Below are 23598 nucleotides of genomic sequence, written 5' to 3' on the forward strand. Positions count from 1 at the left end.
TGATGACCGAAGATCTGCTGTGGCCCCGTTACGCCGATCCGAGTGATCTGCCCGAGATCGAATCCGTGCCCTTGGTCGAACGGGGCCTGCCCGAATCGACCTACGCACTGCTCGAGCGAGCGGCGACACGCTGGCCGGACCGGACCGCCGTCACGATACTGCCCGAGGCCGCGCGCTGGCGGGAACCGGTGCGGCGCAGCTACTCTCAGCTACTAGCCGAGGTGCATCGGTATGCGAACCTGCTCCATTCGCTCGGGGTGCGTCGCGATGACGCGGTCGCCTTGATCGCGCCGAATTGCGCGGACCTGATCCCGGCCACCCTCGCCGCCCAGGTGGCGGGCATCGCCGCGCCGATCAACGGCGGTCTGTCCCGGCAGCACATCGCCGAATTGCTGCGGCGCTCGGGTGCCCGCGTGCTGATCGCGGCCGGCCCCGAACTCGCCCCCGACATCTGGGATTCGGTGCGCGAGTTGGCCGAAGGCGGACTATTGGACGCGCTGCTCGTGCTGCGGCCGACCGTCGCGGCGGGTGCGCCGGCGTGGTTGTCCGAGATCGACAATGTCCGCATCGGATATCTCGAAGACCTTGCGGTCGAACAGGATTCGTCCAGCTTCGCCGGGCAGCCGCCCGCCGCATCGGATCTGTCGGCACTGTTCCACACCGGCGGGACCACCGGTATCCCGAAGCTGGCCGCGCACCGCCATGTCGGCGAGGTCGCCAACGCCTGGATGATCGCCGCCAACTCGATGCTCGACGAGGATGCGGTGGTGTTCGCCGCGCTGCCGCTGTTCCATGTCAACGCCCTCGTCGTCACCTTGCTCGCGCCGATGTTCAAGGGCCAGCAGGTGGTGTGGGCCGGACCGCTCGGCTACCGGGACTTCGCGCTCTACGGGGAGTTCTGGAATATCGTGGCGCACTACGAGATTGCCGCGATGAGTGCGGTGCCGACCGTGTACGCGGTGTTGGCGCAGTGCCCGATCGCCGCCGATATCTCCAGCCTGCGGTTTGCGATGGTGGGTGCTTCCCCGCTGCCGCCCGCGGTGCGCGAAAGCTTTCAGGTCCACACCAGTGTCACGCTGGTGGAGGGGTACGGACTCACCGAGGCGACGTGCGCCACGGCCCGCAGCTTCCCGGAGCGGCCGCGCCCGGGTGCGGTCGGCCAGCGCATGCCCTACCAGAACGTGAAAGTCGTTCGTATCGCGGCAGATTCGACCTGGATGGAATTGCCCAGCGGTGCGACGGGTGTGCTGGTCATCAGTGGGCCAACGGTTTTCGGCGGATACGTGACCGGTCGTGATGAGCGCGGACATGTGCTCGACGGGCTCGGCACGCTGACCGACGGCTGGCTGAACACCGGCGACCTCGCCCATATCGACGACGACGGCTTCATCCACCTGCACGGTCGCGCCAAGGACCTCATCATCCGCGGCGGGCACAATATCGACCCGGCGGTCATCGAGGACGCACTGCTGACCCACCCGCAGGTCACCGCTGCGGGCGCGGTCGGCCGCCCCAACGTGCACGCGGGTGAGGTGCCCGTTGCCTATGTCGCGCTCGCACCCGGTGCCGATGTGACCGAGCCGGAACTGCTCGTCTGGGCGAGCGAGCATGTGCACGAACGTGCCGCCGCGCCCAAAACCGTCACGGTCCTGGATGCTTTGCCGGTCACCGACGTCGGCAAGCCGTACAAGCTCGGCCTGCGTGCCGACGCCACCCGCCGCGAACTGCTCGAGGCGCTCGCCGTGGTCGACACGGTGCGCAGTGTCAGCGCTGCGGTCGAGGACGGCATGGTCGTCGCATCCGTCGAACTCGACCCGTCCGCCGACGAACAGGCGGTCGAGGGGATCCTCGGCCGTTATGCGATCACCTGGAAAGTTGTGGTGTGCCAATGAAAATCGCCTCGATTGTGCTCGCGGCAGTGTTGGCGGCGGAGTTCGTATCCTTCGGGACGGCGAAGCTGGTCGCGGTCGCTTCGATGCGTAAACGCGCCGCGCACCTCGGTTACTCCACCGCCGCCTACCGTGGCATCGGTGCACTCGAAATCGCCGCGGCGGGTGGCGTGCTGGTCGGTTTGGCCCAGCCGCCGGTCGGTGTGGCAGCGGGAATCGGGTCGGCGCTGTTGATGGCCGGGGCCGTGGTCGTCCATGTGCGCAACGGTGACGGTGTAGCGGAATTCGTGCCCGCGGCCGGCACCGGGCTCGTCGCCCTCGGGTACCTCGCGACGCTGTCCGGGGTCTCCCCGTGAGCGAAGCATCGCTTAGCGATTCGTTGAGCGGCGGCGGTCGGGTGACGGGTGGGCCTGCATCGATGCTTCCGGTCGTGATCGTCGGGGCGGGCCCGGCCGGACTCACCGCGGCGACGTTGCTCGCACAGCACGGCATCGAGTCGCTGATCCTGGAGCGGTGGGAAGGCGTGTATCCGCAGCCGCGCGCGGTCCACCTGGACGGTGAAATCCGCCGGATCCTGCAACGCCTCGGTGTCGGCGACGAATTCGACGCCATCGTTCGCCCGGCGCTCGGTCTGCGTCTGCTCGACCGCGATATGCGGGTCCTCGCGCAGTTCGACCGCGACCCGGCCGGCGGTCGCAACGGGTATCCGGAGGCGAACCTGTTCGACCAACCGGAACTGGAAGCGATCCTGCGCGCCAACCTGAAACGTCATCCGGCCGCCGGGCTGCGCGGCAATGCCGAAGTCACCGCCGTCGCCGAGGAAACCGACTGCGCGCGAGTCGATTTCACCGACCGCACGACCGGCCGCGCCCAAACCGTCCGTGCGCGATATCTACTGGGTTGCGACGGTGCCAATAGCCTCGTCCGCGGCGCGATCGGCGCGCGCATGCGCGATCTACGGTTCGAGCAGCGGTGGCTGGTCGTGGATATCGCCACCACCGCGGACCTGAGCCATTGGGAAGGCGTGCATCAGGTTTGCGACCTGGCGCGTGCAGCAACCTATATGCGTATCGGAAAGACCCGATACCGCTGGGAATTTCGGCTGCGCTCCGGCGAGACCGCCGACGACTACCCTGATATGGCCCGGCTCCGGCCACTGATCCACCCCTGGATCCAGGAAATCGCGGCCGAAGAGCTCGAACTGGTGCGGGTCGCCGAATACACCTTCCGTGCCCAGCTCGCCGATCGCTGGCGCAAAGGTCGGCTGTTCTTGCTCGGGGACGCCGCCCATCTCACACCGCCGTTCATCGGCCAGGGCATGGGCGCCGGTCTGCGCGACGCCGCCAATCTCGCCTGGAAGCTGGCCGGTGTCCTGCGCGACGAGCTACCCGACAGTGTGCTCGACACCTACGAGACCGAACGAAAACCGCACGCGCAGGCCATGATCCGGCTGGCCAAGCTCACCGGCATGACCATGACCGAAGGCGGCGAACTGAGCAACCGCCTGCGCGGCCTGATCGCACCCCACCTGCACCGTGTGCCCGGTCTCACCCACATGGTCACCAGCGGCGAATCCCCGGCCCTGCACCGCAGCGACCTCGTCGCCGCCCCCCGCCTGCGCCGCGGCCTCGCCGGCCGACTGACCCCGAACAGCGCCCTGGCCGACGGCCGCCGCGTCGACGACATCATCGGCGGCAGATTCGCGATCATCACCGCGATCGACCCGACACCACCGGACCGGACACTGATCGAACAACGCGGCGGTGTCGTGCTCGCGGCCGTGCCGGGCACAGACCTACACCGCTGGCTGCGTCGCGGCCACGCACCCGCGGTCCTGGTCCGCCCGGACGGCACCGTACAGTGCCGCGGCAAATCTTTGCCAGCCTTGTGCGCGGTATTGCCGCAGTTCACGCCAGGTATCTGACGCAGGCGGAGTCCGGCCGTTGCGCTTGGGCTGCTCGCCGCGCGTGCTGCCAATCGCGTAGGTGGCCTTGGCCGCTCGCGCGGGGGCCCTGTCGCTTCCAGTCGTCTAGTCGCGAGGGCACCGCCCGTCGTCACAGGCCGTGCCGCAGGCTTTGGGCTGGTGGGTGCTAGTCGCCTCGGTATCGGCTGTTGCGTTCGCGTTCCTTGCGTGCCCGTTCGCGTTCGCGTGTTGCGTTCTTCATCCGAGCGGCTTCTGACTCCGCGTGCAGTCGCGCCTGATCGATGTCGATCGTCGGGTGCGGGTTGTTGGTGTTCAGCCCGAGGATTCCGGTGATTTCCGGTGACAGGCCGGCCTCTTTCGCTATCGCGCGGGCGTTTTCGCGTTCCTGCTCCGGCGTCCGATGCGGTGTGGCTGGTGGTGCCGGGGGCTGTTGGCCGCGCCCGGCTTCGATCTCGCGTACAGGGTCCTTGCGTTGATTCTCTCGACCCTCGCGCAAGATGGTTTGCACTTGCTCTCTCTGTTCTTTGCTGAGGTTGAGGCCGAGACTTTCGACCATTGCCCGCGCTTGCGCCTCTTCCCGCTCGCGGACATCTTTGGTTTGCGCGGTTGGTCCGGCGCGTTCCTTGGCGACGGCAGGTGGTTTGCCTTTGTCGCGCTCGTCTTCTCGGGTGCGTGTTTGATCCGTGGGTTCCCGTTCGCGCGATCGGTCTTCTCTTTCGCGCTCTCTCTCCTGTTGTCGGGCTTCCCGCTGCTTTGCCTTCTGCTGGCGCGCTTGCTCGCCAACGCCGGGCAATTCGAGCTGCGGACTCGGCTCCCGTTCCAGACCTCGCGCCCAAATCTCGCGGGCATCACTTCGCGAGATGATCTGGTGCGTGAACTTTTCCGGGAAATCGCGCTGTAGATCCTGGATCAGGTGCTGTGCAGTCCTCGATATCGTCTCCCCCTCCACCGACCGCAACAGCAGATGATCGACCTTGCCGTCGCGGATCAGGTCGTAGTCGCGTTTCAACTGGCTGTGGTCTTTGTTCCCGTCGATCGCCCCCGACTTGTCCTCGATGGCCCGAACAGGCCCTTTTCGAGGGTCGCCGCGCTGCTTGTCGTACCGTCGAGCCTCGCCGGGAGTCGGTAATTCCTGTTCCCGCGACGGCTTCGAATAGCCGTTCTCACAGTCACGGAAGTATCGGTCGGAGCCGTTCTCCCAGATTCGCCCGCGCGCATTGTTGTCGTACGGTTCTCGGTCTCTGTCGTAGCCGTCGCCGGACATGGCTCCGCCCACACCCGAATGCCTGATTGATCAGATGAAAGACGTTGCTGGACAACAAGTCATGTGACGGTGTGCCCTGTGCGGCGGGCATAGTCGTTGCGGAGGTCATAGGCCACCGACGAGAAACCCTCTTCGTATTTCGAAGACATGGCAACGCTTTCCATAAGGCTCCACGCGGTAACCTCTTCGTCGGCATCGTTCCCGCCGTCGTCGAACCGCCATCGAAGCGCCGGATTCACGTGGTCGTAGAAGGAATGCTCACGGCCGCGCCATTCGTAGTCGAACCACTGCGCCCGCGCGAACTTGATGTAGCACTCACCGAGAAAGCAGATGAATGCATCGGCTATATCGGCGTTCTCGGAATTCATGGCAGTCGCCATATCCGGAAACAGTTCGGCCACAAGGACATCGAGCCGTTTCACGTCCGGCGAATCGGCAGGCCACGGCATCGCCGGAACGGCGCGCAATCCAGCACGCTCGAGAAACTTCTTCACTTGTGCCGATCGCCGGTCCGGGTCGACCCACTTACCCCATTCGGTCCGCTCGACATCGAAATCGAGACCCAGTTGTTCGTCATTCCCCACGCCGATCCCTCCGTCATTCTCGTCGCTGCTCGTTGTCGGTCAGTCTCTCATCTCATGGGCCGAGGTATAGGCGCTCGCAAGGTAGGCGCGGATAGCAGCTGGTATCGCCGAGGTCGATTGCGACCGCATCGGCGTAGTGCCGCGCCTGGTGCTCGTGCACGAAAGTCAATGCGGCGGTGAGGCAGGCGGTGAAGTCGAACCGGGCACCGTGCAGGAACACTGACAGATGCACATCAGGATCGTCCGGGCGCGGGGAAGCCTGTTCACTCATGACTCGGGCTCCGTAATCGGTCGGTGCCGGTGCAGGCCACGAACTTGGTTGGCGTGATCAGGTCACACGCCAAAGCGATAGCACGTACGCGGCTGTTGAAGTGGGCCATGCTCGGCGCGATAACCGCTGCCGCTTCTTTGCTGCGCGCTGTCGCGACGATGAGTGTGGTCGGCATGAAAGTGTCATCGCCGATGGTGTGACCAGCCCGCTCAAGATGTAGCCGCGTCGCTGTGCCAACTCGGTGATGACTCGTTCATCCCGCAACAGATGCGGACCGCTCACGTCGCGCGAGAGAACACCAACTGTCCTGAGAACCAGGGTATTTGCGTTCATGACTGCCGAGCCTGCGTCGGGGGATCCGGTACGAAGTCGGCGGTGTCATCAATTACCCGCACACCGATCCACGGACACGGCAATAGTGACAGCATGGCCACGACGCCGTCATGGTCGCCGATTCGGCCATCGACCAGCGGAGCCATGGTCATGCAGAACCGGGACGGATATGTTACCGACAGTAACTCCCCGGTCTTGCTACTGAATGTCCCGATCCCGTACATGGACAGTTTTATCCATGGCCCACAGTCACATTCAGGCATGAGCGGCCCTCCGCCGTACGGGCCGATATGGACCGGAGCATGCACGTATCGCGTCGACCACTGCAAGGCCTGAGGGCCGGAAGGTGCAGCGGGGTGGTTCGATCCAGCGTCGGAACTGCGTACCTTTGTCGGCGGGCGAGGGTAACGCCACGGTGCCACCTGTGCGCACCACCGAGACATCGAGCCGGTACATCTCAGCGAACAGGCTCACGTCATCGGGGATGTCCGGCCTGATCAAGTATGTCCACCGGTTCGCGCGTGGATGCGAGGACACCGGCCCAAGGTCCGAACCGCGCTGCTGCATATGGATTTTCACGGCTTGGCCGAGATGAGCGGGCATGGTCAACGCCCACACATGTTCGACCTTCATGACGATTCGACCGAGGTGAGGTGGGTCGATGTTCGCGGGCAGATCGCACACCCGCCGGTAGAAGTGACAGCGGGACCGTGGTGTGTCCCCGAAAGGTATGTGCTCCACTGAGTTCAATCCCTTGGGCCGCGGTCGGTGCTGTGGTCGGTGGCTGAGACCGGGACGTCGGCAGACTGCCGCAGTGTGCTGGAGTCCCATTCGCGTAAGCCGTCCGCAACGAGTTCGGCGGGCGGGGTTCATTGCGCCGCCTCGGTTGGCGTCACTGGCACCGGTGACGGGGGACATGGCACCCCGCCACCGGGCCGCATTGGGTTCGCCCATTCGGCGAGTGCGTTGCCGATACGGGCCATTTCATCGCTGGATAGTTCACAGGAGTTCGGTTCGGGTGTGGCGTCCCAATTGGTGAGGGCGTCGCGGTAGAGGGCGATCACCTCACACGGCACGTCACAGAAGACTGGACGGCGCGGCCCGAATGGACCGGCGCGCTTCGGCAGTTTTCGGCTCGGCATCGCAGACCTCCCCAGATTTGGATTCTTATCGGGTGCGCGTATCCGGAAAAGTGCTGTGCCAGTGCGATTCCGGGTACACAACAAGGGTTGCCGGAGGAGGATGTTCGGCGGAAGGTAAAGAGCACGCAGGTCTTAGCAATCCGTAGCAATGACTACCGGCAGGCAGGGGGCATCGTGGGGAACGTGACGGCGTGGACGGGGGCTCACGTCAAGGGATTGCGCGCCGCGCTGCGGCTGACTCAACGCCAGTTGGCCGACCAACTCCAGTGTGGCCAGCGAACCGTAAGCTTTTGGGAGAGCCGACTCGACGTCACCGTCGGGATAGCGTTCCAATCCGGCCTGGACAGTTTGCTCAGGGACGCGGACTATGGGGCGCAAGATCGGTTTCGCGAACTGATGGGAGACCCTGACGTGAATCGGCGAGATTTCATTGCCGCGACCGGGGCGGTAGTCGCAACGATGCCAACGCTGCGTCGGACCGGTGCGCCCACCGTCACCACGAAGGGCATCGGCCATCTGCGTAGCTCTCTTCACTCCGCGATGTTGCTGGATGATCAGATGGGGTCCGATGCTGCGCAGCCGCTCATCGAGGCGGCTAAACGAACGTGCGAGACGCTGCTGGGGGATTGCCCACAACCTCTGCGGCCCGAACTCCAGTCGCTGACCAGCGAGGCCACAGCAAGCAGCGCTTGGGCAGCTTGGGACCAGGGGCTGTACGAGACCTCCGACAGGCTGTTCCTCGAGGCGTTCGACTTGGCTGCCCGAGTGCAGAGTGATGACATCGCGGTCGGTATGGTCTGCCACCGCACACAGCTCGCTATCTGGACCGACCGCTACAACGACGCCGCGGACTTCGCGGACGTGGCGCTCAGGCTTCCAGTTCACGATCCCCGGATGGCCGACTACGTGCTTCTGCAGGCGGCGCAGGCGTACGCCTATGCCGGGCGCGCGAAAGAGGCGTGGCCGCTGCTGGATCGGATTTCAGGAGAGCACGCGGAACCTACGACACCCGACAAGTCGTATGCGTACTACATGAGCGACTGGCTAACTGGTCTGCTCAGCAGCAAGAGCTTGGAGAAGGCAGGCGAGGCGCGCGCCGCGGTGGACACGATGGAATCGTCGATCGACCGCATTCCCGCTACGGATGTGCGGGATAAGGCGCTGGCTCTGCTGCATCTGACCAAACTCACCGTGCAAGACGACCTGGACCGCGCGTGCGATTCAGCGGCGGAAGCGTTGCGGCTGGCTACGGTGAATACTTCACCGCGCCTGCGTGAGGTCTATCTGGATACACGGGCGATGCTGGCACCGCGGTCGAAGTCCAGCGCCGTTCGTCAGCTGGATGAGGCCGCTTCGCGAGTTCTCGCTATCTGAACGGCCCAGACTGGCCGGGACTTCGCTCAATTGCGGTTCCGATAGGGCGCGCGCTGTGCACCACCGGCGGCATCGACGTGGCTGTGCTTGTCGGGATCGAGAAGGCGACGAGGCCGAGCCAGCTGCCGTCGGTGGTGCGCGCCCGTACAGCTGGCCCGGCACGGTTTGGGTCAGGTCGACGCCCGCGACTTTGACGTATAGGGATATTCCTCGGCTGGACAGTGTGAGTACGGACCGACGGCCGTTCAACGGTCTCCTGCATCGCATCGGTTACACCGATGGCCTACGGCCACCCTTGAGCAACCGCCGATCCGTACTCGTTAAGCCTTCGGAGGAAGGGCCAGGGAGAGCAGTCAGGAGGCCAGAACCTCCGGTCGCCGACGCCGGATTAAGCTACACGCGCCCGCCATCAGTTTCGCGAGAGGACGGGCCGCCCCGCAGAGCTAGTGCCTTGTCCGGGAAGGTTGATGCGGTAACTGTCGGGGTGGCGGGTTGATCGCGGGGCGGTGAGCGGTGATGCTGCCGGTGGAGGTGGTGCTGGTGGCTCGGAAGCCGGATGTGTTTGTCAGAGCGGTGTCCCCGGAGGAGGGGCGGAAGTTGCAGCAGATCGCGCGGCGCAGTAAGCAGCCGGTGCGGATGCGGCGGGCAGTGGTGGTGATGGCCTCGGCGCAGCATCAGCCGGTGCCGCTGATCGCGAAGCTGATGCAGGTGTCGGAATCGTATGTGCGGCAAGTGATCCACGACTTCAACGAGAAGGGGTTCGACGCACTGGACCCAAAATGGAAAGGGGGCAGGCCGGCGAAGACCGATCAGACGACGCGTGATCGGATCTGTCAGATCGCCCGGTGCTGCCCCCTGGACTTGGGCTGGCCGTTTTCGGTATGGAGCTTGTCGAAACTTGCGGATGTGTTGCGTATCAACGGGATCGCGGACATCAGCCGCGAGACCCTGCGGCAGATCCTGAAATCCGGCGGGGTGTCCTGGCAGACCACCAAGACCTGGAAAGCCAGCAACGACCCCGAGTTCACGACCAAGATGACCCGCGTGCTCGACCTCTACGACTATCCGCCCGCCGATGGCCGCGTGGTCTGTGTGGACGAATTCGGGCCACTCAACCTGCAGCCTCGGCCCGGTCGCGGCTGGTTCCCGAAACGTCGACCGGCGCGGCTGCGTGCGACGTATCACCGTACCCAGGGCGTGCGGCACATGTTCGGCGCGCTGGACCTGGCCACCGGCCAGCTCTACTACCGCATCCGCGACCGGAAACGATGGACCGAGTTCCTGGCTTTCCTCAAGTCCCTGCGAGCTCGCTGGCCGGAAGGAAAGCTGTACCTGATCCTGGACAACTACTCCGTCCACAAGCGCCGCGAAGTGCGGGAATGGTGCGCTGCCAACGAGATCGAGCAGGTGTTCCTGCCCACCTACTCATCCTGGCTGAACCGCATCGAGTGCGAGTTCGCCGCGCTGCGCTACTTTGCACTCAACGGCACCGACCACCGCAGCCACGGTGAACAAGACGACGCGATCGGCGGCTACATCCGGTGGCGTAACCAGCACGCCGGACCCGTTCGCGACTTCGCCGTCAACTCGAAGATCCGGCACCCGGATTACCTACCGAAGGTTGCTTGATGAGGCACTAGACAAGTTTCACCCCTGTGAGATTGCCTGTCGTCAACGAACCCCGGGAGTATCGTGGCAGTGGGTCGGGCCTCATACAGCTAGCAGGGCAAAATGAGTATCGGAACTGTCGCGGTATTCGTACAATCGCTACGTGGACGGTAATAGGGAACTCATCCAGGAGATCTGGGATACGTATATCCGTTTTGTCTATACGATTGAGCTATCTTTGGAGTGGGTGAACTCGCCACTATTCACTAGCGATCGACCAGATTCCAAACTCCACTCTGTGAGGAAATACCTCAACGTGGAGCAAAACAATGAGCTGGATGACTACCTAAAGGAAATCACGTCAGCATTATTCGAAGTAGCCGAGAAATCAGACGGCGAGACCGCGAAAAAAAAGTCCAGAGTGATTCAGTTTTCCAATAGCGAGGCGGCGCGTGCCGCCCTCTTTATTACTCAATCAGTAACGACTGGAACCACGCGTCCGAAAAGTCGGGATTATATGCTTTCGGCCGCGATTGTATCCATATACTCCTCGTTTGAGACGTTCGCAGGCGCACTGCTAGAAACTATCTACTTTAGACAGCCAAAGGCGATTTCAGGAAATCCATCAATATCTTTGAATGAAATAGTCGACCTGTCCGATCGCAGATCGATACTGAAGAAGATAGCGAGTCGACAGGCCGAGAGTGAGTTGCAGGAGCCAATTACGGCTTGGCTAGAGAAATTGACTAGGCACAGCGGTAATCCGCTACCTCGCAAGCGATGGGACTGGCACGAACCGTGGCGTCACATATGTGCCCTATCTGCCATCAGAAACTGCGTAGTGCACTCTGGTGGCAGAGTCGACCGGAAGCTTATCGACCGCATGTCAGAGATCGGTCAAAAGTCAGCTATGAAATCCGAAGGCGAATTGATTGAGCTCCGCGAGGAGGATATCCTCAGGGGCATTGAATCCTGCTTGAACGCAGCTACGCGTCTGTGCATAGGGCTGTCGGTCAACCAAACCACATCGGAACCATCGAGTATTGGTCCCCGCGCTGAATCAAGTACAGAGTCGAAAGTGCTGCATTGGATTACTACATTGCAGTGGGACTTAATCGATCGGAAACAATACCGAATTGCCCGTATCATAGGGTCATGTCGACCACCGCTGAGCGATGAGTTTGTCCGTGGCGTCGATGTTGCAACATGGTCATCTTTAACACTGGAAGGAATAGATTACTCGCAGGACGGACTGGAGGCTCTGCAATGGAACCACAGACTAGCGTCGCCCCTTCATAAATATGCGCTGTTGAATCGATGTGATGAGCTTCATGAGGCTGTACTGGAGGCGATAACAGAGGGGTACATATCCAAGATAGACTTGCTATTTTCGCCGGAATATATCCTGATCAGAGAATGCCTCGACGACAGATTGGAGGATCTCCGTCAGGAATGGGAGATAAACGCTCAGCAGAACGACAAGGGTGCCGTCTAAGATATTGGTTGATGCCTACACATTTGGGCCTCGAAAGCTGGCGGACCTGTGACGGCATTACCATGGTTCTCACCCTTGAGGAGGTGAGAACCACGGCCAGACGCGTACGCACAGAGTACGCAGCAGGCTCGCGACGAGCCAACCACCGACTTCTTTTACCAACACGGAATCCGCAGCTCAGAATGCTCCACCAATGCTACTAGTGCGCGCAAACTCCAGAGAAAGAATATCCCTTTCGCTGCAGTGATTGCAGGATGGCAATATTGCGCCGCAAAGGAGGGGTTAACTTTCCAAGAATTCATTGACAAGAAAGGGCTCGGACGAGCCCTCTCGCGACATATATTTAAGACAAGCGATGCCTTCAGTAAAATGATTAGCGAGGGCAGATAGACACTCTGCAGAAGTATGAACCGCACACCTACTGCTTATATTTTTTTTACCTACCTGTTTCCGTGCAGTGTGAGTAACGCGCGTTGGTGCATAGGCATCAACTCCGCCCCGGCTGACTCTATCTTGTGGTCCACAACCCCCGCCGTCACTCGCGCTCTGCACTGCCAGCGTCGCGTTCCTCGTCGCAGGCAGCCCGGGCCGTTTGCGTATGGGCCCCGGTTCGTCGCATCCAGCCGGAGCCTTTCACAAGCGTTATTGCTGATGAAATCGCCAGGCGTCACGGACGATATCGACGATGTCCGGCTTCTCGGGTGCCCATCCGAGCTCGCGCTGCGCCAGCTCGGATGAGGCGTACAGGGTCGCGGGATCACCCGGCCGCCGCGGCGCGGCCTCCACCTCGAACGGCATGCCGGTGACCCCTCGGATCGCCTCGATGACCTGGAGATTCGAGAAGCCGATGCCGTTACCGAGGTTGTAGATCTTGTGCTCACCGGGGTGGATGGCCTCGAGGGCGAGCAGGTGGGCGCGGGCGAGGTCGGTGATGTGGATGTAGTCGCGTACGCAGGTGCCGTCGGGGGTGGGGTAGTCGTCGCCGAACAGCGAGAACTTGTCGGCTCGGCCGATCGCGGCATCCAGGGCGAGTGGGATCAGGTGGGTTTCGGGATAGTGGCGTTCGCCGATCATGGTGCCGTCGCCGCAGTCGTGGGCGCCCGCGACGTTGAAGTAGCGCAGCGAGATCGCGCCGAACGGAAAGGCGCGGGTGAATGTGGTGATCGCCCGGTCGACCGCCAGCTTGGTGTCGCCGTAGGTGTTGACGGGGTTCGTCGGTGAGGTTTCGACCAGCGGCAGCTCGGTCGGCTCGCCGTACACGGCCGCGGTGGAGGAGAACACGAGCTTGCCGACGTCGGCGGCGCGCATCGCATCCAGCAGCGCGAGCGATGCGCGGGTGTTGTTGTCCCAATGCCATTCGGGATGATGCATCGACTCACCGGCCGCGATGAGTCCGGCGAAGTGAAGCACGGCGTCGAACCCGGCACCGGGGGTGAGGACTTCCGCCACGTCGTGGACGCGCAGTTGGATGAACTTCGCGCCGTCGGGAATCTGCCGGTCGTCGTTGCGGGAGAGGTCGTCGACCACGACTACCTCGTGTCCGGCGTCGATCAGCATCCTCGTGACGGTGGCGCCGACGAAACCCGCACCCCCGGTGACCAGCAGCTTCACTTATCTGACCTGCACTTTCATGGCGAGTAGATGATCGTGGATTTCCTGCTTGTGCGTCAGGAAGTAGTCCTCCGGGCTGCGTTGGCGTGTACTACCGGTCCAGCCCGTGATCCGTTCCCAGGCACGACGCTTCACCGTAGCCAACGCGGCAGGGTCCGGTGTGGGGTCGAGCAGCTGATGGTCGAAGGCGGCAGCCACATACACACCGAATTCTTGTCGGCGGGGCTCGCCGATGAACTACAGATCGCGATCGGGCCCACACTCGTGGGCGACCCGGAAGCACCGCGTTTCACAAACCCGGCGACCTTCCCCAGCAGGTCTACGCGCAGGATGCATCTGCTGGACGTCACCCAGATCGGTGACGTCGCGCTGTTGCGCTACCAACCACTGAAGGAGACCGACAGGTGACCGAGCTCGACCACACTCACTGGATGAACCGGGCCATCGAGCTCGCCGAGCTGTGCCCGGTCGTGGAAGGCGCGTTCTCTGTCGGCGCGGTGATCGTCGCCGACGGCGCGGAGATCTCGACCGGCTACTCCCGCGAGACCGACGATAAGGTGCACGCCGAGGAATCCGCGCTCGACAAGCTCGACGCGGACGATCCGCGGCTGAAGCGTGCGACGATCTACAGCACGCTGGAGCCATGCTCGGAGCGGGCCACCAAGACACGAGTGCCGTGCACGGATCGCATTCTGCAGGCTGGTATTCCAGTGGTCGTGATCGCTTGGCGTGAACCGTCGACGTTCGTGGAGGACTGCATCGGTGTCGAGAAGTTGAAGGAGAACGGCGTCAGCGTGATCGAACTGCCTGAGCTGGCCGACGCTGCGATGTCGATGAACAAGCACCTCGACCTGTCGTAGCCGGTCGCGGCTGTTGGGGGGAATGCGGTATTCGGTTGCGGCGGTATGTGATCGAACAAGGTTATCGGTCGCGGCGTCGACAGCGGCAGTGACGGTCGTTCCGGTGTGCTCATCGGCGGGGCGAGAGGGCGCGTTGGGCACCGTCTTGTTCGGCGTTGCGACCGTGTGGTCGCGCGTCTGAGTCGACCCGAAGTTCTGCCCGGGCGTCTTCGCCGCGCGTCTGCTGATCTCCTGCAGCACCCTCACTCCCGGTCCTGGGGGTTCGACCGCTTCCAGCGACTGACCGGGGCGGCACCGATGAAGCGTTGCGGGGTGCGGCGGCCGCTGAAGTAGAGTTGCTGACCATTGCACCGTTTATGACGAAATCGTCATCTAGCGTGCTATCGTACCGGCATCGCGCGTGATCGCGTTGGTGAGATCTCGGTTGGTGGCTCGACGAGAGGACCCGCATGTCTCGGTATCTGTTCGCTCTTGGTCAGTTCGTGGTGCGTCGTCGCTGGTGGGTGCTGGCGGTGTGGGTGGTGCTGCTGGCCGGTGCGATCGGGTTCGCGGTCGGTACGGGCGGTAAGACGTCCGATAATTTCACCGTTCCCGGCACCGAGTCGCAGGATGCTGTTTCGTTGCTGCAGCAACGAATGCCCGCCTTCAGTGGTGCGCAGATGCAGGTGGTTTTCGCCACGCCCGGTATGGCCAAGGTGACCGACGCGCAGCCGAACGCACAGATCGAGCAGGTGCTGGCCGAGTTCAAGGGGCTGTCGCAGGTCGCTGCCGTTATCGATCCGTTCCAGTCCCAAGCGGTATCGCCGGATCAGCGGGTCGCGTTGGGCAGTGTGCAGTTCTCGGTTGCGGCGGGGGAGGTCACCGAGCAGACCTTGGACGATGTCGACCGGATCGCGGGTCCGGCGCGGGACGCCGGTATCGAGGTGGAGTTCGCCGGTGCGGTGTATCCCGGCTTCACGGCCGAATTGCCGGAAACCCCGGAGATCATCGGTATCGTCGCCGCGTTCATCGTGCTGCTGATCACCTTCGGTGCCGTGGTCGCCGCGGGCCTGCCCATCATCACCGCACTGATCGGCGTTGGCATCGGGCTCACCGGGATTCTGGGCGTTGCGGCTTCGGTCGATGTGCCCTCGGCGGCGACCTCGCTGGCGCTGATGCTGGGTCTGTCGTGCGGAATCGACTACGCGCTGTTCATCCTGTCGCGGCACCGGCACAACATCGTGCTGGGAATGTCTGCGGCGGAATCGATTCCGCTGGCCGTGGGGACCGCGGGCAGTTCGGTGGTATTCGCGGCAGTCACCGTGATCATCGCGCTGTGCGGGCTCGCGGTCGCCGGCATCCCGTTCCTGACCGTGATGGGGCTGACCGCGGCGGGTGCTGTGCTGGTGGCGATGCTCGTCGCGTTGACGCTGTTGCCCGCGCTGCTCGGCTTCGCCGGTCGCACGGTCGCCCGGTTCATCTCGCCGCCGCTGCACCCGGGCCGGGCCGAGGAAGTGGCGCGGATCGCCGCGTACGAACCCGAACGTACGGCCGGGCACGCGTGGGGGCGGTTCGTGACCCGATTCCGAATCCCGGTGCTGGTGCTCGGTATTGCCGTGCTTGCGGTTCTTGCCGTCCCGGTCACGGGCATCCATCTCGGGCTGCCGAGCGGGGAGTCGCAACCGGAATCGAGTACCGCGCACAAGGCATACGACCTGGTCAGCAAGGAGTTCGGCCCGGGATTCAACGGCCCGCTGCTGGTGGTGACCGACCTGACCGACGCGACAAGCCCGGATGCCGCGCAAACGCTGATGGGCCGGTTGCGGCAGGAGCCGAATGTCGCCGTGGTGCAGCCCGCCGGGACCGCGGACGGTCTGGTGCTGATCCAGGTCGTACCGAAGACCGGTCCCGATGACACCGCGACGGCCGATCTGGTGAACCGGCTGCGCGACGACCGTGCGGAGATCGAAAATGGCACCGGAGCAAGCTATTTGGTCGGCGGCACCACGGCGGCCAATATCGATACCTCGGACCGGCTCGCCGGCGCGCTGCCGGTCTTCCTCGCCGTCGTCGTCGGTTTGGCGCTGGTGTTGTTGACTATCGCGTTCCGCACCGTGCTGGTGCCGCTGTCGTCGATCGTCGGATTCATCCTGTCGGTCTTCGCGGCGCTCGGCACCCAGGTCGCGGTGTTCCAATGGGGCTGGGGTGCAAGCCTTTTCGGTGCGACCAAGACGCAGACGCTGAGCTTCCTGCCGATCATCATCCTGGCCATCATCTTCGGCCTGTCCAGCGACTACCAGATCTTCGTCGTGTCCCGGATCAAAGAGGAACACACCCGCACCGGCGACGCGATCACCTCGGTACAGAACGGCGTCGCTCACTCGGCGCGTGTCGTGACCGCCGCCGCGCTGATCATGTTCGCCGTCTTCGTCGCCTTCACCACCGTCGACAACCCGATCGTCAAACCGCTGGCGTTCACCCTCGCCGTCGGCGTTCTGCTCGACGCCTTCGTCGTCCGCCTGACCCTGGTGCCCGCCGTCATGGCCTTGATCGGCAACCGCATGTGGTACCACCCTGGCTGGTTCGCCCGCTACGTCCCCGACCTCGATATCGAAGGCGCCGAACTCGAACGGCGAATCGCACAAGGCACGGAAGCCGAAGTACCACAAGCTATTACGACCGAATCATGACACCCGGTCGATGCGGCACTGGGCTTCTCGCTGCCCATCGTCAACAACATCGGCGATATCAGCCACGAACTCGCCTACGCCCAAGTGCATTCCGGCATCTCGGGGCTACGGCTGGTGCTCGGTACCGAACCGTTCGAATCCAACCGCTGAGGAAGCACGATGACTATCACGACACGAACAAAACACTGGGGACTGTCGCAGCCGTGAGCGCGGTGCTACCCGGCGCCGCGAACGGCGTCGGCGCCCTCGCCTACCACACCACTTCCAGTCGAGTGCCGCCGACAAGTCCGTCACGACCAGCTCGTATACCGGACACGCGGTAGTCGGCGGCACGACTGTCGCTGTGCATGCGGAGAATCCGACCGGCGCGGCCGACCGGACAACCTTCGACGACCTATTCGGCGCCGCCGTGCGGAAGGTTCGCGACGCGATCTGAGACGGCCGATTCAGCGGCGAGGCCCGTCGCCGGCTACAGCTGCTCGGCCGCCGCCTGGGTGTTCTCCAATTCCGCTGCTGCTCTGGAGATCTCATCGGCTTCGGCGGGGGGCACGCCCGAGGTGATGAGGCAGAGGCGGGCGGCTGCTACGGCGGGATCGGGCTCGGTCCAGATGCCGTCGTGGCGTGCCTCGAGCAGGGCGAGGACCAGTCCGGAGAGGGCGCGCGAAAGTACTTCGGCGGGCAGGTGATCGGAGTAGATCCCGAGGCGCTGCCCCTGGCGCAATATGGCGGAGCCGTGCGCGTGCACCGGGGCCAGTCGCTCCTCGATCCGCGGCCCCAGATTCGTATCCGTCATTTTGAACAGCAGTCGGTATTTGTCGCCGACCCGCCAGAGTGCGATCGTGCACCGGGCCGAGGTGACCGCCACCGGCTCATCGGTTTCCAGTGTGCGCAGCGTGTGGGCGATGTCCTCCGACGCGAGGTCGAGGATGCCGTCTATCAGCGCGTCGCGGGTGGGGAAATGGCCGTACAGGGTCCGGCGTACGACACCTGCGGCAGTGGCGATCTCTTCCATGCTGGCCGCCGGATTGCGTGCCAGCTCACCGGCGGCGACATCGAGAATTCGCCGCCGATTGGCCTGTGCGCGTGCGCCCGCCGGTGCGGATGAAGTCATGGTTCTGGTGGTTGGCATGTGAGTCCCTTCACGGAGCAGGGTCGCACGGTTGCACGTTGCTGTGCAAATCTCGTAGATTGCACATCGACGTGAAATTGCACAACGGTGTGAATCTTAGTGAGAGGGCCGAACATGTCACTGCTAGTAACCACGCCGGTGGAACCGGGCCACGTATACAGCCGACGATGGGCCGCGCTCGCTGTGCTGTGCCTGAGCGTTTTGATCGGCGTCATGACCAATACCTCGCTGATCGTCGCGGCCCCCGATATGACCCGCGACCTGGGATTGTCCAGCCAGGACCTGCAGTGGGTCATCGACGCCTACACCATCCCCTACGCCGCCCTCATGCTGCTCATGGGCGCGATCGGCGACAAGTACAGCCGCCGCGGCACGCTGATTCTGGGCCTCGCGGTGTTCGCGGCCGGCGCGGTGCTTGGGTCGGTCGTGGACAGCGCGGGCTGGGTGATCGCGGCGCGCGCGATCATGGGCATCGCCGCCGCGATGATCATGCCGGCGACGCTCTCACTGCTCGTGGCGACCTTTCCGAAACGCGAACGCGCCGTGGCCATTACGATCTGGTCGGCGACCACCGGCCTGGCCATCGCGATCGGTCCGCTGGTGGCGGGTTGGTTGCTCACCGACCACGGCTGGGCGTCGACCTTCCTGATCAACGTCCCCATCGCGGTGCTCGCGATCGCCGCGGCGCTGGCGGTGGTTCCCCCGTCGCGAGCCCACACCCCGCAGCGACTCGACCTGCCCGGCGGTGCGCTGTCCGTGGTCGCCGTTGCGGCGCTCGTCTACATGATCATCGAAGGCCCGCGCAACGGCTGGCATGCCGCCGCGATCGTCGCCGGTCTCATTGCGGCCGTCGCGACCGCCGCATTCATCGCCTGGGAACTGCGCCACCCCAACCCGATGCTCGATATCCGCAAGTTCCGCATCCGTGCGTTCGCCGGTGCGAATCTGGCCGTGCTGCTGTTCTTCCTGGCCGCCTTCGGCTCGATCTACTACATCACCCAGCATCTGCAGTTCGTGCTCGGATTCGACGCGCTCGACACCGGCATCCGGCTGCTGCCGCTGGCCGGTGCGGTCTTCGCGGGCGCGGCGATCACCGGTGTGCTGACTCCTCGCCTCGGCCTGCGGACCATGGTCGTGGCGGGCATGCTGCTCGGCATCGTGGCACTGGCATTGCTGGTCAGCGTCGATGCCGATTCCGGATACGCGACATTTGTCGGGCCGCTGGTTCTGCTCGGGCTCGCGATCGGTCTCAGTGTCTCCCCGGCCACCGACACCATCATGGACGCCTTCCCCGAACGACTGCTCGGCGTCGGCGGCGCCGTCAACGACACCTCCGTCGAACTCGGTGGCACGCTGGGCATCGCGATCCTCGGGTCCCTGCTCTCGAGCGCCTACCGCTCGGAAATCGCGCCGGCCGTCACCGGCCTCCCGGCGCAAGCAGCCGATGCCGTCCAGGACTCCATCGGCGGCGCGCTGATCGTCGCCCAGCATGGGGACGCGGCCGGGGCGCATGATCAGGCCGCGCAACTCGTGTCCGCCGCCGATGCGGCTTTCGCCCATGCCGTTTCGCATACCAGCCTCATCGCGGCAATCGTGCTCGCCGTCGGCACTGTCGCCGTCGCGGTCATCCTCCCGGCACGGCGTAGGTCGACTCCCGTCGTCTCACACGTCGAGCTGACCAAGGATGTGGTGGCAGTCGGCTGAGCCGCTTGACTGCGGAATCTGGCAGCGTAGGCACGCCTCGACAGGCGTGCCTACGTTCCGTTGTCGTGATCCGAGGAGCCGTTGAACTGGTGAGTCTCCCCGGTAGCCTCGATCGGTTGCCGGGGGATTCACTGATTAGCACCTCACTCGGCAAGTGCGCGGTGCAGGGCTGCGGCGAGTTCGGCGATCTGCCGCTGCGACACCTCGGCGGACAGAATCGCCTGCGAGCCATGGAATGTGCCGGGCCACTGGTGCAGCTCGACCGACACTCCCGCCTGCAGCAGCCGCAGCGCATAGTCGATGTCTTCGTCCCGGTAGGGACAGAACTCCGCGGTGGCGATATAGGCCGGTGGCAGTCCGGACAGATCAGTGGCGCGAGCCGGGGCGGCGTACGGTGAGATGATCTGGACACGCTGGACGCTACTGCACCACCGGCTCCCTACGCCGCGCTGCCGACCTGCTCCACCTGCACCACAGCAGCGTCGCCCGCCGACTCGAACAACTCGGAAAGACGCTGGGCATCGAACTCACCGAGCCCACCGGACTGATCCGCGCCAGGCTCGCCCTCACCGCATGGCGACTACTCGACGACTGATCGTCTAGAAATCGTCGGCGCAACCGCAGGAACCGCGGGTCCGCAATGTTGCCTCGAGCCTGTGCACGCCTATCTCGGTGGAGTCGGTGTCGATCTGTTCCAGCAGCAGTTCCACCGCGAGTTCCCCCATTCGCCGGGTCGGTTGGACCATGGTGGTCAGTCCTGGCCGGGTGTAGCGGGAGTACTCGATGCCGTCGAAGGCGACGATCGCGAGATCTTCGGGGACGCGCAGGCCTGCGTCGTATGCGGCGCGCAGCATGCCCATTGCCTGGAGGTCGCTGGTCACGAAGACCGCGGTCGGTCGAGGTGTGCCGTTCATGATTTCGGCGAGGGCTCGATAGCCCGCGGCGCCGCCGAATTCGGCACGCACGATGACGTTTTCAGGTAATCCGGCGTGTTGCAGCGCCTGGCGGTAACCCGCGACCCGCTCATCGGCGGTCGACACATGTGGTCCGCTGAGGCAGGCGATATGGCGGTGCCCGTGGGAGATCAGGTGGTTCACGGCGGTGCTGGCTCCGGTAAGCGAATCGCAGATGACGTGCGTGCAGCGGGCCGGGTCGATGATCCGGTCCACCGCGATCAGTGCCATACCCGCGGCCGCGCACTCGTCGGCGATGCCCGACTTCCAGGTTGACGAAATCGCGAGCAGCCCTTCGATCCGACGGTCGATGAATGCGCTGACGTACGCGCGTTCCCTGGCCTCGTCGCCCGCGGCATTGCCGATGATGATCGGATACCCCTTGGCGAAGGCCGCCGCCTCGACCACCGCGGACAGTTCGGCGAAGAATGGGTTGGCCCCGTCGGGGATGACCATGCCGAGTGCGTGGCCGCGGTTCATCCGCAGGCTGCGCGCCGCCATGTTGGGCCGGTAGCCGAGCTCCTTGATGGCGGCTTCGATTCGGGCGCGCGTCGCCGGTGCGACCTGGCGCGGGCCGCCATTGAGGACATAGCTCACCAGGGCGGGAGAGGTGCCCGCGAGCCGGGCGACATCGGCTCGGGTAACTGCCATCGGATCTCCTGTCGTCGGAGGTAATTCTCGCCAACTGCGCCATGAACTCTTGACAGCACGTGATACACGTCACACACTACACATCAACTCGTGTTGTCAACACGAGTTGAATCGCTTTCAGAATAGGTCGAACAGCACATGAACTCTCGATCCAGGTACGTGCTCGCCGTTATGGCCCTGCTCAGCACGATCGCGCTCACCACCGGCTGTGGACGCGGCGACACTGCCGCCGCCGACTTCAAGATCGCGGTGGTCACCCGCAACTTCACCAACCCGTACTGGGCCGCGCTGCGTGACGGCGCGCTGGCCGAGGGATCGCGACTCGGCGTCGACGTGTCGGTGCAGGCCGGGCAGTCCGAGACCGATGCCGACGGCGAGAACGCGCAGATCTCCACACTGGCCGGGCAAGGCTACGACTGTTTCGCCGTCGTACCGGTGAACGGCACCAACGTGATCACGCCACTGGTTCCGGTGGCGCGCAAGAAGACACCCATCCTCAACCTGGACACTCAGATCGACGCGAACGCCTCGAAGCAGGCCGGGGTCGACTACGCCAGTTTCATCGGCTCCGACAACCTGGCCGCGGGCCGGATCGCGGGGGAGAAGCTGCTCGAGGCACTCGGCGGGACCGGGAAAGTGATTGTGCTGCAAGGCATCGCCGGGGAGCAGAACGGGATCAACCGGGACAAGGGATTCACCGATACCGTCGCGGGCAAATTGGAGATCGTGCAGCGCGCGCCCGCCGATTACGAGCAGGACAAAGCACTGTCGGTCACCGAGGCGATCCTGAAGGCACATCCCGATGTCACCGGTATCTTCGCGGCCAACGACACCATGGGCCTTGGCGCCGCGCAGGCGATCAAGAACGCGGGCCGCACCGGCCAGATCAAGGTGATCTCGGTGGACGGCATCCAGGCTGCTCTCGCCGCGGTCAAGGCGGGCACCCTGTACGGCACGGTGACCCAATATCCCTATGCCGAAGGCGAACTCGCGGTCCAGGGCTGCCTGGCACTGCATCAGGGCAAGAGCATTCCGGACCGGGTGGTGGCGCCGATCGCGTTCATCGGCCAGGACAATGTTGATCAGCAGATCACCGCGTTCCCCCGGCCCATCGCCACGTTCGACAATCCACTGGTGGGGCTGGTGGGGTTGGTGAACAAGTGAGCAGCGCAGTGGCGGTCGCACGGATCGCGCCCGAGCGGCGCGGAGACCGGCGCATCCCGGCCAAATTGGCCGAATACGCCGCGCCCATCGCTCTGGTCATCGTGTGGCTGGCATTCTTCATCGCCACGCCGAACTTCTTGACCGCGAGCAATATCGACGACCTGCTGGTCGCTTCGACGATCCTGACCGTCCTGGCGCTCGGCCAGCAGTTCGCGGTCGTGGTGGGCGGAATCGACTTGTCGGTCGGCGCGACGCTGCCGTGGTCGGCGGCCTTACTCGGCTACCTGACCAGCCACGGATATCCGGTGTCGGCGGGCATCGTGGTGGCGATTCTGGGCGGCGCGGCGGTCGGTGTGGTCAACGGCCTGCTGATCGGACGCTTCCAGATGACCGATTTCGTGGTCACGCTGGGTTCGCTGAGCGTGCTCAGCGGCTGCACATTGCTGCTCACCAGTGGCAACAGCGTCGCGGTGAACTCATCATTCCTGCAGAGTCTCGCGCTCGATGGCGCCGGGCCGATCCGGTGGTTCTGGCTGCTGGCCGTCGTAGCGGCGCTCGGTGTGGCGGGCGTCCTGTTCCGGACCAGGGTCGGGACGCATCTGCTCGCCACCGGCGGCAGTATCGACTCGGCGCGCGAGACCGGTATTCCGGTGCGCCGCATCCGATTGCTGGCCTACAGCGCGTGCGGCCTGCTGTGCGGCGTCGCCGGAGTCATGCTGGTCGCTCGCAACGGCGGGGCCGATCCCTCCCTGCAGACCACCTATCTGCTGAGTTCGATCGCGGCGGTAGTGCTCGGCGGTTCGTCGCTCAGCGGCGGCAAGGCGTCGGTACTCGGCACGGTGTGCGGCGCGGTCCTGTTCACCTCGCTGATCAACGGCTTCACCATCCTCGGTATCTCGCAGTACTACCAACCCATCGCGGTGGGCGCGGTACTGCTGCTCGCCGCGGCGATCTCGCGATTTCGGAAGTAGCT

22 protein-coding genes and 1 pseudogene are annotated in these 23598 nt (G+C 64.2%); 13 read left to right on the forward strand and 10 right to left on the reverse strand.

Annotated features, from left to right (window positions below; translation table 11 throughout):
- Window positions 1-2: 2 nt before the first annotated feature.
- The 3 genes from OG874_RS42855 to mhpA all read left to right on the forward strand — a co-directional run bounded on the left by OG874_RS42855 (window position 3) and on the right by mhpA (window position 3813).
- Complete coding sequence (locus tag OG874_RS42855) at window positions 3-1892, forward strand: acyl-CoA synthetase (protein ID WP_330257657.1); 1890 nt, start codon at window positions 3-5, stop codon at window positions 1890-1892.
- Window positions 1889-2245 carry a DoxX family protein gene (locus tag OG874_RS42860; RefSeq protein WP_330252727.1) on the forward strand — a complete coding sequence of 119 codons (357 nt, stop codon included), beginning with the start codon at window positions 1889-1891 and terminating at the stop codon, window positions 2243-2245. Before OG874_RS42855 ends, OG874_RS42860 begins: the two co-directional genes overlap by 4 nt.
- Before the next feature lie 62 nt (window positions 2246-2307).
- Window positions 2308-3813, forward strand: a complete 1506-nt coding sequence (mhpA, locus tag OG874_RS42865; RefSeq protein WP_330257658.1) for a bifunctional 3-(3-hydroxy-phenyl)propionate/3-hydroxycinnamic acid hydroxylase MhpA — start codon at window positions 2308-2310, stop codon at window positions 3811-3813.
- Window positions 3814-3979: 166 nt separating this feature from the next.
- On the opposite strand, the gene OG874_RS42870 is transcribed toward mhpA, so the two are convergent.
- The 4 genes from OG874_RS42870 to OG874_RS42885 form a co-directional block, all read right to left on the reverse strand.
- Window positions 3980-5077, reverse strand: coding sequence for a hypothetical protein (locus OG874_RS42870; RefSeq protein ID WP_330252728.1), 1098 nt, complete (start codon window positions 5075-5077; stop codon window positions 3980-3982).
- Between the two features lie 59 nt (window positions 5078-5136).
- Window positions 5137-5571, reverse strand: coding sequence for a hypothetical protein (locus OG874_RS42875; RefSeq protein WP_330252729.1), 435 nt, complete (start codon window positions 5569-5571; stop codon window positions 5137-5139).
- A 142-nt stretch (window positions 5572-5713) separates the two neighbouring features.
- Window positions 5714-5932, reverse strand: a complete 219-nt coding sequence (locus OG874_RS42880; RefSeq protein ID WP_330252730.1) for a hypothetical protein — start codon at window positions 5930-5932, stop codon at window positions 5714-5716.
- Between the two features lie 1202 nt (window positions 5933-7134).
- Window positions 7135-7407, reverse strand: coding sequence for a hypothetical protein (locus OG874_RS42885; RefSeq protein ID WP_330252731.1), 273 nt, complete (start codon window positions 7405-7407; stop codon window positions 7135-7137).
- An 87-nt stretch (window positions 7408-7494) separates the two neighbouring features.
- Here OG874_RS42885 and OG874_RS42890 point away from each other — a divergent pair, with 87 nt between their 5' ends.
- The 3 genes from OG874_RS42890 (at window position 7495) to OG874_RS42900 (ending at window position 11884) form a co-directional block, all read left to right on the forward strand.
- A complete protein-coding gene (locus OG874_RS42890; RefSeq protein WP_330252732.1) occupies window positions 7495-8781 on the forward strand; it encodes a hypothetical protein in 1287 nt (428 codons plus the stop codon).
- Window positions 8782-9297: 516 nt separating this feature from the next.
- Entirely contained in the window at window positions 9298-10410 is a 1113-nt protein-coding gene (locus tag OG874_RS42895) for an IS630 family transposase (protein ID WP_330252733.1), read from the forward strand.
- Between the two features lie 142 nt (window positions 10411-10552).
- The gene (locus tag OG874_RS42900) at window positions 10553-11884 is read left to right on the forward strand and encodes a hypothetical protein (protein ID WP_330252734.1); all 1332 of its coding nucleotides are present in this window, start codon (window positions 10553-10555) and stop codon (window positions 11882-11884) included.
- A 642-nt stretch (window positions 11885-12526) separates the two neighbouring features.
- On the opposite strand, the gene galE is transcribed toward OG874_RS42900, so the two are convergent.
- Together galE and OG874_RS42910 are read right to left on the reverse strand one after the other, a co-directional pair.
- Window positions 12527-13495: a UDP-glucose 4-epimerase GalE gene (gene galE, locus OG874_RS42905; RefSeq protein ID WP_330252735.1), complete on the reverse strand. Its 969-nt coding sequence runs from the start codon at window positions 13493-13495 to the stop codon at window positions 12527-12529.
- On the reverse strand, window positions 13496-13699 hold the full coding sequence (locus tag OG874_RS42910) for a hypothetical protein (protein WP_330252736.1): 204 nt from the start codon (window positions 13697-13699) through the stop codon (window positions 13496-13498).
- 9 nt (window positions 13700-13708) lie between these two features.
- Between OG874_RS42910 and OG874_RS42915 the strand changes: the two genes are divergently transcribed.
- The 3 genes from OG874_RS42915 (at window position 13709) to OG874_RS42925 (ending at window position 17024) form a co-directional block, all read left to right on the forward strand.
- Window positions 13709-13903 (forward strand): hypothetical protein, encoded by a 195-nt coding sequence (locus OG874_RS42915; RefSeq protein ID WP_330252737.1) that lies wholly within the window; start codon window positions 13709-13711, stop codon window positions 13901-13903.
- Entirely contained in the window at window positions 13900-14355 is a 456-nt protein-coding gene (locus tag OG874_RS42920) for a deaminase (protein WP_330252738.1), read from the forward strand. The genes OG874_RS42915 and OG874_RS42920 overlap by 4 nt, the downstream gene beginning before the upstream one ends.
- Window positions 14356-14804: 449 nt before the next feature.
- Window positions 14805-17024 carry an MMPL family transporter gene (locus OG874_RS42925; RefSeq protein WP_330252739.1) on the forward strand — a complete coding sequence of 740 codons (2220 nt, stop codon included), beginning with the start codon at window positions 14805-14807 and terminating at the stop codon, window positions 17022-17024.
- A gap of 469 nt (window positions 17025-17493) precedes the next feature.
- Here OG874_RS42925 and OG874_RS42930 read toward each other — a convergent pair whose 3' ends face one another.
- Window positions 17494-18153, reverse strand: coding sequence for a TetR/AcrR family transcriptional regulator (locus OG874_RS42930; protein ID WP_330252740.1), 660 nt, complete (start codon window positions 18151-18153; stop codon window positions 17494-17496).
- A 114-nt stretch (window positions 18154-18267) separates the two neighbouring features.
- Between OG874_RS42930 and OG874_RS42935 the strand changes: the two genes are divergently transcribed.
- The gene (locus OG874_RS42935; protein WP_330252741.1) at window positions 18268-19857 is read left to right on the forward strand and encodes an MFS transporter; all 1590 of its coding nucleotides are present in this window, start codon (window positions 18268-18270) and stop codon (window positions 19855-19857) included.
- Window positions 19858-20000: 143 nt separating this feature from the next.
- Here the strand turns inward: OG874_RS42935 and OG874_RS45015 are convergent, their stop codons facing one another.
- A complete protein-coding gene (locus OG874_RS45015; RefSeq protein WP_442943232.1) occupies window positions 20001-20126 on the reverse strand; it encodes a hypothetical protein in 126 nt (41 codons plus the stop codon).
- Between the two features lie 15 nt (window positions 20127-20141).
- Window positions 20142-20261 (reverse strand): annotated as a pseudogene (locus tag OG874_RS45020) (alpha/beta hydrolase fold domain-containing protein); the annotation flags it as partial.
- A 62-nt stretch (window positions 20262-20323) separates the two neighbouring features.
- Between OG874_RS45020 and OG874_RS42945 the strand changes: the two are divergent.
- On the forward strand, window positions 20324-20452 hold the full coding sequence (locus OG874_RS42945; RefSeq protein ID WP_330257659.1) for a hypothetical protein: 129 nt from the start codon (window positions 20324-20326) through the stop codon (window positions 20450-20452).
- A 4-nt stretch (window positions 20453-20456) separates the two neighbouring features.
- Here the strand turns inward: OG874_RS42945 and OG874_RS42950 are convergent, their stop codons facing one another.
- The gene (locus OG874_RS42950) at window positions 20457-21461 is read right to left on the reverse strand and encodes a LacI family DNA-binding transcriptional regulator (protein ID WP_330252742.1); all 1005 of its coding nucleotides are present in this window, start codon (window positions 21459-21461) and stop codon (window positions 20457-20459) included.
- Between the two features lie 138 nt (window positions 21462-21599).
- Here OG874_RS42950 and OG874_RS42955 point away from each other — a divergent pair, with 138 nt between their 5' ends.
- Window positions 21600-22625 (forward strand): sugar ABC transporter substrate-binding protein, encoded by a 1026-nt coding sequence (locus OG874_RS42955; RefSeq protein ID WP_330252743.1) that lies wholly within the window; start codon window positions 21600-21602, stop codon window positions 22623-22625.
- Window positions 22622-23596: an ABC transporter permease gene (locus tag OG874_RS42960; RefSeq protein ID WP_330252744.1), complete on the forward strand. Its 975-nt coding sequence runs from the start codon at window positions 22622-22624 to the stop codon at window positions 23594-23596. The genes OG874_RS42955 and OG874_RS42960 overlap by 4 nt, the downstream gene beginning before the upstream one ends.
- The last annotated feature ends 2 nt before the right edge of the window (window positions 23597-23598 follow it).

Origin of the sequence: Nocardia sp. NBC_00565 (assembly GCF_036345915.1) — a bacterium.
Classification (GTDB): domain Bacteria; phylum Actinomycetota; class Actinomycetes; order Mycobacteriales; family Mycobacteriaceae; genus Nocardia.